Source organism: Sphingomonas sp. GV3 (assembly GCF_031082075.1).
Taxonomy (GTDB): Bacteria; Pseudomonadota; Alphaproteobacteria; order Sphingomonadales; family Sphingomonadaceae; genus Sphingomonas; species Sphingomonas beigongshangi.
Window position 1 is genome coordinate 1,946,189 of record NZ_JARWLE010000001.1, and the last position, 14,533, is coordinate 1,960,721.

12 protein-coding genes and 1 tRNA gene are annotated in these 14,533 nt (G+C 67.9%); 11 read left to right on the forward strand and 2 right to left on the reverse strand.

The features are described from left to right. The 6 genes from RF701_RS09150 to RF701_RS09175 all read left to right on the forward strand — a co-directional run bounded on the left by RF701_RS09150 (window position 1) and on the right by RF701_RS09175 (window position 8,365). A complete protein-coding gene (locus RF701_RS09150; RefSeq protein WP_210359180.1) occupies window positions 1–3,228 on the forward strand; it encodes an efflux RND transporter permease subunit in 3,228 nt (1,075 codons plus the stop codon). A gap of 169 nt (window positions 3,229–3,397) precedes the next feature. Continuing rightward, window positions 3,398–4,666, forward strand: a complete 1,269-nt coding sequence (locus RF701_RS09155) for a DUF445 domain-containing protein (protein ID WP_246848394.1) — start codon at window positions 3,398–3,400, stop codon at window positions 4,664–4,666. Between the two features lie 111 nt (window positions 4,667–4,777). Then, complete coding sequence (locus RF701_RS09160; RefSeq protein WP_203311320.1) at window positions 4,778–5,878, forward strand: ABC transporter permease; 1,101 nt, start codon at window positions 4,778–4,780, stop codon at window positions 5,876–5,878. Then, window positions 5,878–6,780, forward strand: a complete 903-nt coding sequence (locus RF701_RS09165; RefSeq protein WP_287980798.1) for an ABC transporter ATP-binding protein — start codon at window positions 5,878–5,880, stop codon at window positions 6,778–6,780. The genes RF701_RS09160 and RF701_RS09165 overlap by 1 nt, the downstream gene beginning before the upstream one ends. Then, window positions 6,780–7,742 carry an MlaD family protein gene (locus RF701_RS09170; RefSeq protein WP_308814754.1) on the forward strand — a complete coding sequence of 321 codons (963 nt, stop codon included), beginning with the start codon at window positions 6,780–6,782 and terminating at the stop codon, window positions 7,740–7,742. The genes RF701_RS09165 and RF701_RS09170 overlap by 1 nt, the downstream gene beginning before the upstream one ends. Before the next feature lie 5 nt (window positions 7,743–7,747). Next, window positions 7,748–8,365, forward strand: a complete 618-nt coding sequence (locus RF701_RS09175) for an ABC-type transport auxiliary lipoprotein family protein (protein ID WP_210359177.1) — start codon at window positions 7,748–7,750, stop codon at window positions 8,363–8,365. Window positions 8,366–9,097: 732 nt separating this feature from the next. On the opposite strand, the gene RF701_RS09180 is transcribed toward RF701_RS09175, so the two are convergent. Then, complete coding sequence (locus tag RF701_RS09180) at window positions 9,098–9,979, reverse strand: peptidylprolyl isomerase (RefSeq protein ID WP_308814755.1); 882 nt, start codon at window positions 9,977–9,979, stop codon at window positions 9,098–9,100. 91 nt (window positions 9,980–10,070) lie between these two features. Between RF701_RS09180 and RF701_RS09185 the strand changes: the two genes are divergently transcribed. Both RF701_RS09185 and RF701_RS09190 read left to right on the forward strand, forming a co-directional pair. Continuing rightward, window positions 10,071–10,161 (forward strand) — tRNA-Ser (locus RF701_RS09185). Between the two features lie 181 nt (window positions 10,162–10,342). Continuing rightward, on the forward strand, window positions 10,343–10,516 hold the full coding sequence (locus RF701_RS09190; RefSeq protein ID WP_203311315.1) for a hypothetical protein: 174 nt from the start codon (window positions 10,343–10,345) through the stop codon (window positions 10,514–10,516). Window positions 10,517–10,657: 141 nt separating this feature from the next. On the opposite strand, the gene RF701_RS09195 is transcribed toward RF701_RS09190, so the two are convergent. After that, the gene (locus RF701_RS09195; RefSeq protein WP_308814756.1) at window positions 10,658–11,989 is read right to left on the reverse strand and encodes a M28 family peptidase; all 1,332 of its coding nucleotides are present in this window, start codon (window positions 11,987–11,989) and stop codon (window positions 10,658–10,660) included. Between the two features lie 305 nt (window positions 11,990–12,294). Between RF701_RS09195 and RF701_RS09200 the strand changes: the two genes are divergently transcribed. From RF701_RS09200 to RF701_RS09210, 3 genes are all read left to right on the forward strand, one after another. Beyond that, complete coding sequence (locus RF701_RS09200) at window positions 12,295–12,651, forward strand: winged helix-turn-helix domain-containing protein (RefSeq protein ID WP_210359173.1); 357 nt, start codon at window positions 12,295–12,297, stop codon at window positions 12,649–12,651. Window positions 12,652–13,361: 710 nt separating this feature from the next. Continuing rightward, window positions 13,362–13,589: a hypothetical protein gene (locus RF701_RS09205; RefSeq protein WP_308814757.1), complete on the forward strand. Its 228-nt coding sequence runs from the start codon at window positions 13,362–13,364 to the stop codon at window positions 13,587–13,589. A gap of 667 nt (window positions 13,590–14,256) precedes the next feature. Then, window positions 14,257–14,532, forward strand: a complete 276-nt coding sequence (locus RF701_RS09210) for a DUF6356 family protein (protein WP_210359171.1) — start codon at window positions 14,257–14,259, stop codon at window positions 14,530–14,532. Window position 14,533: the final 1 nt, after the last annotated feature.

The window sequence follows — 14,533 nt, forward strand, 5'->3', positions numbered from 1 at the left end:
ATGAGCTTCCGCAACATCTCCGCCTGGGCGATCCGCAACCCGGTGCCCCCGATCGTCCTGTTCGTCGCACTGACGCTCGCGGGCATCGTCTCGTTCATGCAGATGAGCGTGAACAACGATCCGGACATCGATTTCCCGGTCGCGATCGTCGTGATCAGCCAGCCTGGCGCGGCGCCGACCGAGCTCGAGAACCAGGTCACGCAGAAGGTCGAATCGGCGCTGCGTAGTCTGCAGGGCGTCGACGAGATCAATTCGACGGTGACGGAGGGCCAGTCGCAGACGGTGGTCCAGCTCGCGATCGGCACCCCCATCGACCGTGCGGTCGAGGACGTGCGCAGCGCGATCCAGCAGATCCGCAGCAACCTGCCCGACGGCATCCTCGAACCGCAGGTGTTCCGCGCCAACACCACCGACAACGACCTCGCCAGCTATTCGGCGATCTCCAGCGACATGACGGTCGAACAGCTCAGCTGGTACATCGATAACACCGTCACCAAGGAACTGCTGTCGGTGCCGGGCATGGCGGCGGTTAACCGCAACGGCGGCGTCAGCCGCGAGATCCGCGTCATCCTCGATCCCGCCAAGCTGCAGAGCCAGGGACTGACCGCCAGCCAGGTCAACCAGCAGCTGCGCGCGATCAACCTCAACGCCGCAGGCGGCCGCGCCCAGATCGCGGGCGCCGAGGAGTCGCTGCGCGTGCTCGGCAACGCCAAGAACGCCTATCAGCTCGGGCAGACGCTGATCCCCGTCAGCGCGGGCCGCACCGTGCGGCTCGCCGACATCGCGCAGGTCCGCGACCTCTACGCCGAACAGCGCAGCCGCGCCGCGGTCGACGGCCGCCAGGCGATCAGCTTCGACTTCCAGCGCGCCAAGGGCGCGTCGGACGTCAGCGTGTTCAACGGCGCGGTCAAGAAGCTCGCCGACCTAGAGAAGCGCAACCCCTCCGTGCATTTCGTGCTGCGCTCGAACAGCGTCAAATACACCGAGATGCAATATGAGAGCGCGATCCACGCGATGATCGAGGGCGCGATCCTCGCCGTGCTCGTCGTCTTCCTGTTCCTGCGCGACACCCGCGCGACGCTGATCTCCGCGCTCGCCATCCCGCTGTCGGCGATCCCGACCTTCTGGTTCATGGATCTGCTCGGCTTCAACCTCAACCAGATGACGTTGCTCGCGCTCAGCCTGGTCGCGGGCGTGCTGGTCGACGATGCAATCGTGGAGATCGAGAATATCGTGCGCCACATGCGCATGGGCAAATCGGCCTATCAGGCATCGATCGACGCGGCGGACGAGATCGGCCTCGCCGTGCTGGCAACGACGATGGCGATCGTCGCGGTGTTCATGCCCGTCAGCGTCATGCCGGGCATCTCCGGCCAGTATTTCAAGAATTTCGGCCTCACCGTCGTCGTCTCGGTGCTGATGAGCCTCGCGGTGGCCCGCATGGTGACGCCGATGATCGCGGCCTATTTCCTCAAGTCCGCCGGTCCGGCCAGCCATGGCGAGGGGCGGTTGATGGACGCTTATATGGCCGTGCTGCGCTGGACGCTCGACAGCAGCCGGGCGAAGGCCAGCGCCGCGCGCGGCGGCCTGCACCGGATCACAAGCCGGCTGCGTGACCATCGCGTCTGGGTGTGCGGGATCGGCTTGCTGTCGTTCGTGCTGACGCTGGTCATGTTCGGGGTGCTGCCGATGCAGTTCAGCCCGGAACAGGACAATGACACCTCGACCGCGACGATCGAGATGGTGCCCGGCACGACGCTGGAGCAGACCGACGCGGTCGTTCGCCAGGTCGCCGACTTCCTGCGCAAGCAGCCCGACGTCGCGTCGGTCTATGCGCGCACCGGCCAGAACGGCGCGGTCAACACCGGCCGCGTCAGCGCGACGCTGAAGGACGATCGCAAGCTGAAGAGCACCGAGTTCGAGCGCAAGCTGGCGCCCGAACTCGCCAAGATCCCCGACGCGCGCGTGAGCTTCCGCTCGCAGTTCGGCTGGGGCTCGTCCGGCCGCGACATGACGGTCGTGCTCGGCGGCGACGATCCCGATCTGCTGATGAAGACCGCCAACCAGATCGTGGCGGAGATGAGCAAGCTGCCGACGCTCACCGCGCCGCGCGTGTCGGGCAACATCATGCGGCCGGAGATCGTGATCAAGCCGCGCCTCGACCTCGCCGCCAACCTTGGCGTGACGACGCAGGCGCTGTCGAGCGCGATCCGCATCGCGACTTTGGGCGACATCGACCAAAATTCGGCGCGCTTCTCGCTGTCGGACCGCCAGGTGCCGATCCGCGTCGCGCTGGACGAGGGCGCGCGCACCGAATTGTCGACGATCCAGAACCTGCCCGTCACCACGCAGAACGGCGGATCGGTGCCGCTCAGCGTCGTCGCCGACATCGGCCTCGGCGCGGGACCGACCAAGATCGACCGCGTCAATCAGCAGCGTCAGCTGACCGTCGGCGCGGACCTGGCGCCCGGCGTGCTGTCCGGCGTCGCGCAAAAGCAGATCGACGCGCTTCCCACGCTCAAGAACCTGCCGATCGGGGTCAACAAGCTGACGCTTGGCCAGGCGAAGTGGCAGGGAGAGATGATACACAACTTCATCATCGCGGTGATCAGCGGCGTCTTCCTCGTCTTCGCGGTGCTGGTACTGCTGTACCGCCGCGCGCTACCGCCGTTCGTCAACATGGGATCGCTGCTGCTCGCCCCGCTCGGGGGCCTCCTCGCGCTGTGGGCGACGGGAACGCCGGTGTCGCTGCCGGTATTTATCGGCCTGCTGATGCTGCTCGGCATCGTCGCCAAGAACTCGATCCTGCTGATCGACTTCGCGCTGGAGGAGATGGCGAAGGGCGTCGACACGCTGACCGCGATCGTCGACGCGGGGCACAAGCGCGCGCAGCCGATCGTGATGACCACGGTCGCGATGGTCGCGGGCATGGTGCCGACCGCGCTCTCGCTGGGCGGCGACGGATCGTGGCGCGCGCCGATGGGCATCGTGGTGATGGGCGGCCTCGCCCTGTCGACCCTGCTGACCCTGCTGATCGTGCCCGCGGCGTTCAGCCTGTCGGTGGGCATCGAGCGTTTCGTCGGGCCGCGCCTCGGCCGGCGACTGCTGACCTACCGCCCCGGCGACGACGGCAGTGCGGTGATCGGCCTGGCGGGCGAGCCGCAGGGTCCGCGCCTTGGCCCGGCGCCCGGCCGCATCGGCTTCGAGGGCGACCAGCCGGCGGAGTGAGGCCGGTCCGCCCCGGCCACCCCAGCCATCTCCGCGCGGGCGGGGATCCGGACGCACGACGGCCGTGGCGCCCATGGAGGGCGGTCGGCGTCTTTGGATCCCCGCCCGCGGCGGGAAGACGAACTTGCCCCCCCTTGAACATTCCCCGCGTTCGGGGATTGTTTCGGTGATGACCGCCCTCTCCCGCGCACGCACCCTGCCAGAGGCGCCGCCTCCCGCCCTGGTGCGCATGCGCGTGGTCGCGACCGCGCTGCTGGTCGCGATGGCGGCGCTATTCCTCGCCAGTCGCGCGCTCGCGCCGCTGCACCCCGGCTGGGGCTTCGTCCAGGCGTTCAGCGAGGCGGCGATGGTCGGCGGCCTCGCCGACTGGTTCGCGGTCACCGCCCTCTTCCGCCACCCGCTCGGCCTGCCGATCCCGCACACCGCGATCGTGCCGCGCAACAAGGACCGGATCGGCGACACGCTCGCGGTCTTCCTGCGCACCAATTTCCTCCAGTCTGCGGTGATCGCGCGCCGCATGCGCCGCTTCGACGTCGCGGGCGCGATCGTGCGCTGGCTGACCGATCCGCCGGAAGGCGCGGGCGGCCGCTTCCGTGCCGGTGCGTCGAAGCTGGTCGCGCAGCTGCTCGAGGGGCTCGACCCCGCGCGACTCGGCGGCATGGTCAAGGCGGGCATCGCCGGCCGGCTGCGCGAGACGGCGGTTGCTCCGATCCTCGGCCAGTTGCTCCGCGCGATGATCGCGGACAACCGCCACGCCCCCCTGCTCGATTCGGCGATCCGCTGGGCGGCGAAGGCGCTCGCCGCGAACGAGCATCTCGTCCGCCAGATGGTGCATGACCGCGCGGGCTCGATCTTGCGCTGGACCGGCCTTGACGAGACGGTGGCGGACAAGCTGATCGACGGACTCGACAGGCTGATCGCCGACATGGGCGAGCATCCGGACCATCCGATGCGCCTCAAGATCGAGGAGGGGCTCGACCGCCTCGCCTGGGACCTGCAGCACGATCCCGATACCGCCGCGCGCGTCGATGCGATGAAGGCGGAGCTGATCGACAATCCGGCGATGCAGCGCTGGCTCGACGGCCTGTGGGAACAGGCGCGCGGCCGCCTGCTCGCCATCGCCCGCGATCCCGAAAGCGCGATGCAGGGACAGCTCGGCGACGTGCTGCGCCAGCTCGGCCAGACATTGGGCAACGACCCGCGCCTGTCGCGGTCGATCAACCGCTTCGTCCGCCGCACCGTCGTCGGCATCGCCGCCGATTACGGCGACGGCATCGTGCGGCTCGTCTCCGAAACGGTGCGCGGCTGGGACGCGCAGACGATCACGCGGCGACTCGAGAATGCCGTCGGTCGCGACCTCCAGTACATCCGCATCAACGGCACGCTCGTCGGCGGACTCGTCGGCCTCGCGATCCACGGCGTCGACGTCCTCATTTGACGCACGGCGCCCGTTTTTACCGGACATGAATGCGACGAAACCGGACGAAGCGTCCGCCGCATGCATGATGCGGCTTGCCGATTCCCATGCGATGGCTCAAGAGCGTAGCCGATGAGCGCGACAGCCGATTTCAGCGAGGATGGCAGCGGCACGCTGCGCTTCTCCGGTGACCTGTTGCTGCGGTCGATCGGCGACCTTCCCGCGCGGCTCGATGCGATTTCCGGCCACGTCGCGACGATCGACCTGTCCCATGTCGGCCGGATCGATACCGTCGGCGCGTGGCTGATCCACCGTCTCGCCGCGCGCACCCAGGCGGGCGTGGAGGGGCTGGACGAGGACGGCCGCCACCTGTTCGACCAGGTCGCCGCCGCCGACCAGCCCGTCGCGCTGCGCACCGACCGGCGCGGCATCGTCGGCCAGCTCGTCGGCGAGGTCGGCGACGCCGTCATCATCGCGTTCAAGACGCTGTACGGCCTGCTCGGCTTCCTCGGTGCGACGACGCTCGCCTTCGCCGCGATCCTGCGCCATCCGTCGCGCTTCCGCTTCAACGCCACCGTCCACCGGTTCGAGGTCGTCGGCGTCCAGGCGCTCGCCATCGTCGGGTTGATGAGCTTCCTGATCGGCATCGTCATCGCGCAACAGGGCGCGGTGCAGCTTCGGCAGTTCGGCGCCGAGGTGTTCACGATCAACCTCGTCGGCCGCCTCACCCTGCGCGAGCTCGGCGTGCTGATGACCGCGATCATGGTCGCGGGCCGCTCCGGCTCCGCCTTCGCCGCGCAGCTCGGCACGATGAAGCTGACCGAGGAGATCGACGCGATGCGCACCATCGGCGTCTCACCCATGGAGGCGCTCGTGCTGCCGCGTACGATCGCCGCGGTGCTGCTGATGCCGCTGCTCGGCTTCTATTCCTCGCTGATCGCGATGATCGGCGGCGGCCTTTTGTGCTGGATCGGCCTCGATATCCCGCCCGTCACCTTCATGCAGCGCATCCGCGAGGTCGTGCCGATCACCGACCTGTACATCGGCCTGATCAAGGCGCCCGTGTTCGGCGCGATCATCGCCATCGCCGGCTGCTTCCAGGGCATGCTGGTGGAATCGGACGCGGAGCAGGTCGGTCTGCGCACCACCTCCGCGGTTGTACAGGCGATCTTCCTGGTCATCGTGCTAGACGCCTTCTTCGCGGTGTTCTTCACCTGGGTCGGATGGAACTGATGGCGCACCCCGTCGGCAAGCGCGGCGACGACGCGCCGATCATCCAGGTCCGCGGGCTGAAGAACGCGTTCGGCGATTCGATCGTCCACGACGGCCTCGACCTCGACGTGCGGCGCGGCGAGATCCTCGGCGTCGTCGGCGGATCGGGCACCGGCAAATCCGTCCTGATGCGCTCGATCATCGGCCTGCAGACGCCGGTCGAGGGCGAGATCACCGTCTTCGGTGAACCGACGATCGGCCGCGAGGAGACGGAGGCGGTCGAGATCCGCAAGCGCTGGGGTGTCCTGTTCCAGGGCGGCGCGCTCTTCTCGACGCTGACGGTCGCGGAGAATGTCGAGGTCCCGCTGCGGGAATTCTACAAGGACCTGCCGCCCGCGCTGATGGCCCAGATCGCGTCCTACAAGGTGGTGATGACCGGCCTTCCCGCCGACGCGGGGCCCAAATTCCCCGCCGAACTGTCGGGCGGCATGAAGAAGCGCGCCGGCCTCGCCCGCGCGCTCGCGCTCGATCCGGAACTGCTCTTCCTCGACGAGCCAACCGCCGGCCTCGACCCGATCGGCGCCGCCGCCTTCGACAGCCTGACGCAGTCGCTGCAAAAGACGCTGGGGCTGACGGTCTTCCTGATCACGCACGACCTCGACACGCTCTATGCGATTTGCGACCGCGTCGCGGTGCTCGCGGACAAGAAGGTGATCGCCGTCGGCACGATCGACGAGCTGCTCGCGCTCGACCACCCCTGGATCCAGGAATATTTCAAGGGACCGCGCGGCCGCGCCGCGATCGCGACCCAAGAGGCGCAGGAGCGCGCCGAGGCGCATCCGACCGAGGTAAAAGAACAGCAACTCCAGGACTCCGGTGCCGCCGCCACCGAGACCCCCGCGCAGCAGGCGAGGACCGACTGATGGAAACCCGTTCCAACCATGTGATCGTCGGCGCGGTCGTGCTGATCCTGCTCGCCGTCCTCGCGATCTTCACCGTCTGGATCGCGCGCCTGGGCGGCGCCCGCGAAAAAGAATATGACATCTTCTTCAAGCAGAGCGTCGACGGCGTCGCCAAGGGATCGACCGTCACCTATTCCGGCGTGCCCGTCGGGCAGGTCAAGCAGATCGTGCTGTGGAAGCCCGATCCCCAGTTCGTCCGCGTACGCGTGACGGTCAACGACGACACGCCGATCCTGCAGGGCACCACCGCGACGATCCAGGGCAGCTTCACCGGCACCAGCACCGTCGCGCTCGACGGCGGCCGCAAGGGAGCGCCGGAGATCAAATGCCCGGAAGAGCCCAATGCGCAGCTCTGCCCCTATGGCGTCCCCGTCATCTCGACCAAGCAAGGCGGCATCGGCGCCATCCTGAACAGCGCGCCGCAGTTGCTCGAGCGGCTCTCGACGCTGACCGAGCGGCTCACCGGGCTGCTCTCCGATCGCAACCAGGCGTCGATTGCGGGCATTCTCGACAACACCAACCGCCTGAGTGCCGCGCTCGCGGATCGCGGGCCGGAGATCGCCGCGACGCTGGCGCAGACGCGGGTCGCCATCCAGCAGGCCGGCAATGCCGCGGAATCGATCGGCAAGCTCGCCGACACGACCAACGGCGTGCTGTCCGACGACGTCAAGCCGACGCTGCAGAATCTCAACGGCGCGATCGCCTCCGCCCGCAAGAGCGCTGACACGCTCAACGAGGCGATCCAGGATGCGCGTCCGGGCCTGCAGACCTTCTCCAAACAGACGATCCCGGAAGCGAACCGGCTGGTCCGTGACCTGCGCGTCACCGCCACCGCGCTGTCGTCGATCGCCGACAAGGTCGATCAGGGCGGCGCCAGCTCGCTGATCGGGCAACAGAAGCTCCCCGACTACAAGGGCAAGTGACCGCCATGCAGACGCACCCAACACGCCCCGCGCGCCGTTCCGGCCTGCTCCTCGCGGTCGCCGCCGCGCTGCCGCTCGCCGGCTGCATCAGCTTCGGCGCGAAGCCGCCGCCCCAGCTGCTGACGCTCCAGTCGGACTATGCGCCCGCCCAGGGGGCGGTGCAGGATTCGGCCAAGGCGCGTTCGATCGTCATCCAGGTGCCGACCAGCCCGGCGGCGATCGCGACGGCGCGCGTGCCGGTGTGGACGACGCCGACTGAAGTCGCCTACGTCAAGAACGCGCAATGGTCCGAACCGCCGTCGCGGCTCTTCGCCCGCCTCCTCTCCGACGCGGTGACGACGCGCGGCAACATGGTCGTGCTGTCCAGCATCCAGTCGATCGGTGATCCCAGCGCGACGCTCGCCGGTGAGCTGCGCCAGTTCGGCTTCGATGCCGGCCAGCGCCAGGCAGTCGTCGTCTATGATGCCGCGCTGACCCGCGCGGGCAAGACGACAGTGGAAAAGCGCCGGTTCGAGGCCCGCGTCCCCGTCGCCACGATCGACGCCGCCAGCGCCGGCACCGGCCTCAGCCAGGCCGCGAACCAGGTTGCGGCGGATGTGGCGGCCTGGGTCTCGCAGGGGTAATTTAGGCCAAAGCGGTTCCATCTCCGTTTTCCTACGGATGGGCCGAGGTGCTATGGTGAGCGAGGCTGTATTCCAGCCGCTCTTTCTCATCGGTCATCGCTCCACGTCGAGACGGCTGCCGGATGGCGTGCGCCGCCCGGCAGCGGTGCATGACCGGCAGGCGGGACCCCTAAACACTGCGACCTTTGTGACCTTTGGGCATCTGGATACCCGTCGGTCGACCCATGCTTCCCGGACGGGGCTATCTGACGCCATCCGACGAAGTCCCTGCAACGGCTGAGCCGATGCCTTGGATACAGGCCCTGCCCGTATCGAGCGTCGAACTCGATCCGGATCGGCGGCATGGCGCAGCCCCCGGAGCGCCCGCCCCAGAGAAAGCGGATGCGGCGCGTCTCTCTCTGCGGCCTCGCTCAGCGTCATGTCACCAGGCCTGGCCTGCTCCGCCTCCCCTCAGGCCCTTACACCGCCAGGCGCCTCAGGGTGCGCGCCGCACGGCGGGCAGCACGTCGCACACCGCCGCGCCGCCCAATCGGCGGCATGGCGCAGCCCCCGACGGGACCGGCCCGGAGAAATCGAACGCGGCGCGTCTCTCGCTGCGGCCTCGCTCAGCGTCAGGTCACCAGGCTTGGACCCGCGCCGCCTCCCCCTCAGGCCCTTACACCGCCAGCCGTCCCAGCGTTTGATCACGTGCGTGGAAGCGGTACCGGCTCTTCAGCGTTGCTGGATCGCACATTAGGGCGCGCGCCGCACCGCGGGCAGCACGTCGCACACCGCCGCGCCGCCCAGCGACACCAGCGGCGGCGGCGGAACCTCGCGCCGGGCGACGGCGGCGGCGAAGCGAGGGTTGTCGGCGGCGCGATACTGGAAATGGGGTCGCTCCCCCGCTGGCAGGTCGCTCGCCAGGCGCACGGAGACGATCGGCACGCGCTCGCTGTCCTTGTCGTACATGCCCATGGGCGCATCGCTGCGCGGCAGGCCCGACAGATATTGCATGCCCTCGACGATGCGGCCGACGACCGTGTAATTGCGGTCCAGCCGCCGCGCCGACTGGCCGATCGGCGTGAACAGCTCCGCGCCGCTGCCCGTGCTTGGCAGGTCGTTGCGCGCGACGCCGACCATGCCGTAGCAATGCGTCAGCCACGCCGCCTTGCCGTCGGTCGCCACCGGCCAGCCGTCGGCGGTGATGCCGGAGCCCGTAGAATAGCTGTCCGGCCGCCGCATCCGCACCGCAGGCGCGAAGCTGGCGATGTCGAACTCCGCTGCGGGACTGTCCGTGATGCCGGGGGGCAGCGGCTTCTTCTCGGTCGCGTCGCCCCATTGCGTCACCCAATTCTCCTGCACGCGATAGACGCTAGTGCCGTCCCACCAGCGCGCCCTCGCCAGCGCGCGGATGTTTGCGACATGCGCGGGAGCCAGATGGGGCGCCAGGCGGATGACGACCTGCCTGCCGGTCGCGAGCGTGACGATCAGCAACTCGTCGTCCGGGATCGTCCGCCAGTCGGCCGGCAGCGGATCGGACGGCAGAGGCGCGGCCGGCGGCGGCGCGACCTGGAGCGGCGCAAGCGGAGCGGCTGCGGACAGGGCGACGGCGGCGAGCGCGGCAAGGCTGGTCATGCGGCACAGACTGGCGCGATGGCGCGCGATACGCAATCGCCTTGCGAACCGCCCCGCGAACCGCTAGGCGCGCATCCTTCCGGGAAGATGCGGAGCGGTGGCCGAGTGGTCGAAGGCGCTCGCCTGGAAAGTGAGTATACGGCAAAACCGTATCGAGGGTTCGAATCCCTCCCGCTCCGCCACCGGCTGATCCGGCCCCGCCCCGTTTTTACCGCCATCGGTGAAGGGCCCAGCGCTCGCCGCCTGCCGCGATCAATCGGTGCTCGAGCTCCGCTCGACCAAGTCGACGACCGACACGATGTGACCGGCGGCCAGTCCCATGTGGTGGCGTACGCAGGCTCGCGCGACGCTGCAGTGCAAGCAATGACTATCACCATCGGTCAGGGTGCGACATTTTTCGATATGGTAGCGAAGCATGACCTCGTGCAGCTACGCGACTGGAGCAGCCGCGAACGCCCGCATGTCATTTTCCTGTACCGCACGCTGCTGATGGTGGTTGTGCGCGATCATCGCGACCTCCACCGACTCACTACATGATCCGTAGATGAAGCCGTATCGGAACTATCGGAGATTCTCAACCGTTTGCAGCATATTTTTCAGAATGGTGCCTTTGTGCACCCATCCGCCGGACGGCCTGCTAGCGGTGAGACGGCGCTGCTCTATCCCAGTGGCCGGGCGTCATTCGGTAGGACGGCCTCCCTTTGCCCATGTCGGGGTGAAGCGGCTGTCGGCAAGCCAGCGGATCGGCTTCATCAGCGACTCGATCGCCCGCACCATGAACGCTCCGTCGATACGATCCGGCGTGTCCAGCGGCGTATGATAGGTATCGACTTCGCCGTACCCTGAAACGGTATGCGCAACGACGCCGCGGAGCGCGAGCGCGTAATTGTCCGAACGCTGGAAATAATGCTGTTCGGGATAGGGATCGGCGTCGACGAGTGCCCCATGCGCACGCAAGGCCGCGCCCAGATCCGATCGCTCGTACCCGGTCATCATCAGGCGGTCCGCCGCCAGTTTCGGCACGCGGGCACCAATCATCTCGAACTCGATGTTCGCGGCGATCTGGCTGAGCGGAACGGGGGGATGGTCGCCAAACCAGCGCGAACCGAAGCCGCCGCGTTCCTCGGATCCATAAGCGACGAACAGGATGCCGCGTCGCGGCGCCTTGCCCGCGGCCATCGCGCGCGCGATCTCGAGCAGTGCCACGGTACCCGACGCATCGTCGTTCGCCCCCGGCCAGATCGTCCCGTCTGCACCGACCCCGAGATGGTCGAGATGGGCGGTGAGCAGCAGCACGCCCGCCGCGGGATCACGCCCCGGAAGGTAGGCGATGGCATTGGTCGTCACGTCGTGGGACAGGGTGAAGGGGATCGACAGGACGGCCGTGGCGCCTTGCCGCTGCAGGCGCGCCATCGTTGCAGGGCCGACCGCGACCGTCGCGTTGCGCGCGCCAGGAACCTCGTCGGCAAAGGACATCGGCAGGCTGGGCCGGCCGCCGCTCGCTTCGGTGGCACGCCGGCTATTCGCGTCCGCCGCGACGATCGTGACGCTGGCGCCGAGGTCGGTCCGCGTTTTCGCGATGTCGGCGTTTGACGCGGCGGCATCGGGCACGACCAGCACGGACGCCTTCGTGCCGGGCGCGACGTGCCCGAGCACGGCGACCTTGCCGCCCCACACGCCGCCGGCACCGCGGAGCAGCGTGACGTCGTTTGCCGCCATACCGTCGATCAGGAGCTCTGCCGGCGCTGCCTGTACCTGGCGCAGCACCGGTATCCGCTGCAGGAAGCCGGTCATGCCGGGCGCGCGTTGCAGGCCATAGCTTTGTAGTTGCGATGCGACATAGGCGGCGGCGACCGCTTCGTCCGGTGTCGCGCTGCCGCGGCCCCGCAATTCCGGCCCTGCGAGAAAGTCGAGATGCGCCCGCACGCGCGCGGGACTGACGTCGCTTCGCGCCTGCGCGACGCCGCCCGCCGTCATCAGTACCAGCGCCAGAATGATCGCCCGCGTCATGTCATCCCCCCGATTGTCGCATTTTGCGCTGCTATGCGCTCCCCCGTGCGGCATGTCACGAGCCGGGACGGACTTGCCGTACCGCACACCCGATCGGCGGGAATGGGGAGGGTCGCTGCCACGCCGCCAGCAGCGGGCGATCGTCCAGAGAAATCGCTCTCGACGCACGAACCGGTCCATTTCGATACGGGTCGTCCGGCGATCAGTGGCCGTTCACCGCAGTGCGCTTGACGCGCGACGCAATCGGTACCCGAGACACGAGACGGCATAGCGCCACCGCTGTTCCTGCGTACGAGTAGTCTAGCTTGACCTGTATCTGCCCTAGTTGCGGCTATAATCTTCGACGGGAGCAGCCCGTCGTCGATGGGCCGTTTTCCTATGATCCGACCACACCCGCCTTCTGCATCGATGGCCAACCCGTACAATGCCGGCCCCAGGTCCGCGAGGTCCTGGGAAGCCTGATGCAAGTACGCGGACGCACGTTGAGCTTTGACGTCCTGGCGGACCGCCTGGGGTCAGGCGCGGCGCGATCCGCGCGGCTGATCGACGTCGCGCTCTATGAAGCTCGCCGCATCTTCGAGGCGTCGCCCTATCCCTGCCCTATCGAGCGCGTGCGCGGCTCCGGGCTGCGCTGGACGTTTTCCGAGTCAAAGCACGAATAGAGCGGCGCGCCGGGTTGCCGGCCTATTGCGCCCCTGCGAACCACCGGTGCAGCCATGGGGCTGCCCCCGTCGGGCATGACGGGGACGTCGCTCGCGAAGACGATCGTGCCAATGCGGCTGCGATTGGGTCGGCGCAGCGCACGCCGCTCACAGTCTCACCGCTCGCCCGCGACGCGGCGGGCGGCGCGACGAAGCGTAGCTACGGTACGGCGGATCGGGCAGGCTTGAAGCAATTGCATCCAAATTGATGGAAGGCCAGTGCAACTGCCTTGCCTAACCGTCAAAATTTACCATACTGTGCCCTCGAAAGTCCGCCGGGGGGTGGCATGGTCGAGGAAAGCGGGACATGATGTTCGTGGGCAAGATTCTGGTTATCTGGGTTGCGCTGTCCGCCGTCGCGGTGGCTGGCTTCGGTGCCTTGAGCTTGCGGCAGACGAACTGACGCCTCTGCGGCCTTGGTTGGCCGGCACGTCCCTTGCCGAAGATGCGCCGATCGAGACCTCCGTCGACAGCTTCCGTGAGCCGAGCCACAGCCAGGGCCATTCCGTCGCGGGTCATCTAGTAACGGCGCACGGCCGCCTCACGCCCTCCGCCCCCCCTTCGTCCAGGCCTGTTCCAAAATGCGGGAGAAGTCCCGGCCGGAAGATTTCTTCCTGAGCCGAATGGATTGCCGTGCGTTGATGCTGCTCTGACGTCCGCAGGAGCACGACATGCCCAATCCGAACGAACCCATCCACGATCGCGGCGATTTCGGGGATCTGCCCATGCAGCCGACCGGGTCCGGACCGGCCGACCTCGAGGTCGCTTACGAGCAGATGCGGCTGCTGGAAGAAGCCGAGAGCAAGTCCGGCACCGTCCTCGGCTCCGAAACCGCTGCCCCGATCATGCCGCTCGAAGATACGGCCGCTGCGGCGGAAAGCGAAGCGCACCCCAGTTGAGCCTCTCGATCAGGGCGTGGATCCTGCGCCCTGATCGGCGACGACCGGGCACTGCGACCGCTGCGCGCGACAGATACGCCTGAAGCGGGCGCGCGGCCAGGGACAGGCCGCTGGCGATGCACGCCTCGTTCGATCGACGCATTCATGGCGTGCCTGCGGCATCCGGACATGACGGGTGGTCCGGTCGAATAGCGAAAATCGCGCAAGGATCGAGGCGAAACGCCGATCAAGGAAGTGGCGCTCCGCGAAAGGGAAAAGCGGAACGCCACTCCGGGCCGTTGAGGCAAGGCAACTACGCTTCGGATTCAGCCTTGTTCCAAAATGAAACATTCGATCCTCTTCGGCGGGGCCCTGTGATTGTACATCCGGATTTACACGAAACGGGTTGATAGCGCCGGTCGTCGTATGATCGGTCCGTCCGCGCAGATTGGGGACTCGCCTGCATTGCGTCCGGCACGCGGCGAAGCGGAACATCGCCGAGGTCGGACACGCCGACGCGGTCGGCATAGCTCTTGGGCCCATATAGGTCTCGGGCCGGTATATCTGTTGGGGACGCCCGCGCCGATGACGATGGGCGGGGCTCGCGACGGGTCAGGCCGCAGTCCTCGCCACTTGCCGGACAGGCGCACGGGATCGTACCCTGATTGCCCCCGGAGGTGACCGACCAATGCGATCCCTGCCCCAGATCATCGACGCGACCTTTGTCGCCCACCCACGCCACGTCGGCGAGAGCTATCGCGCGCATGCGGCGACAGCGTTTCGCTTCGGCGGCGCAATGATCGGCGGCGGGATCGCCTGCATCGTTCACGGGCTTGTGCCGGCGCTGTTCACGACCACGGGCAGCGCCACGGTTCGCCGTCTCCACGCGCAGATGCACGGGCGCACGCATGCGGCGATCGAGGCGGAAAATGCCGCGAGGGGCTGCCTCTCCTACGAAATCTGAG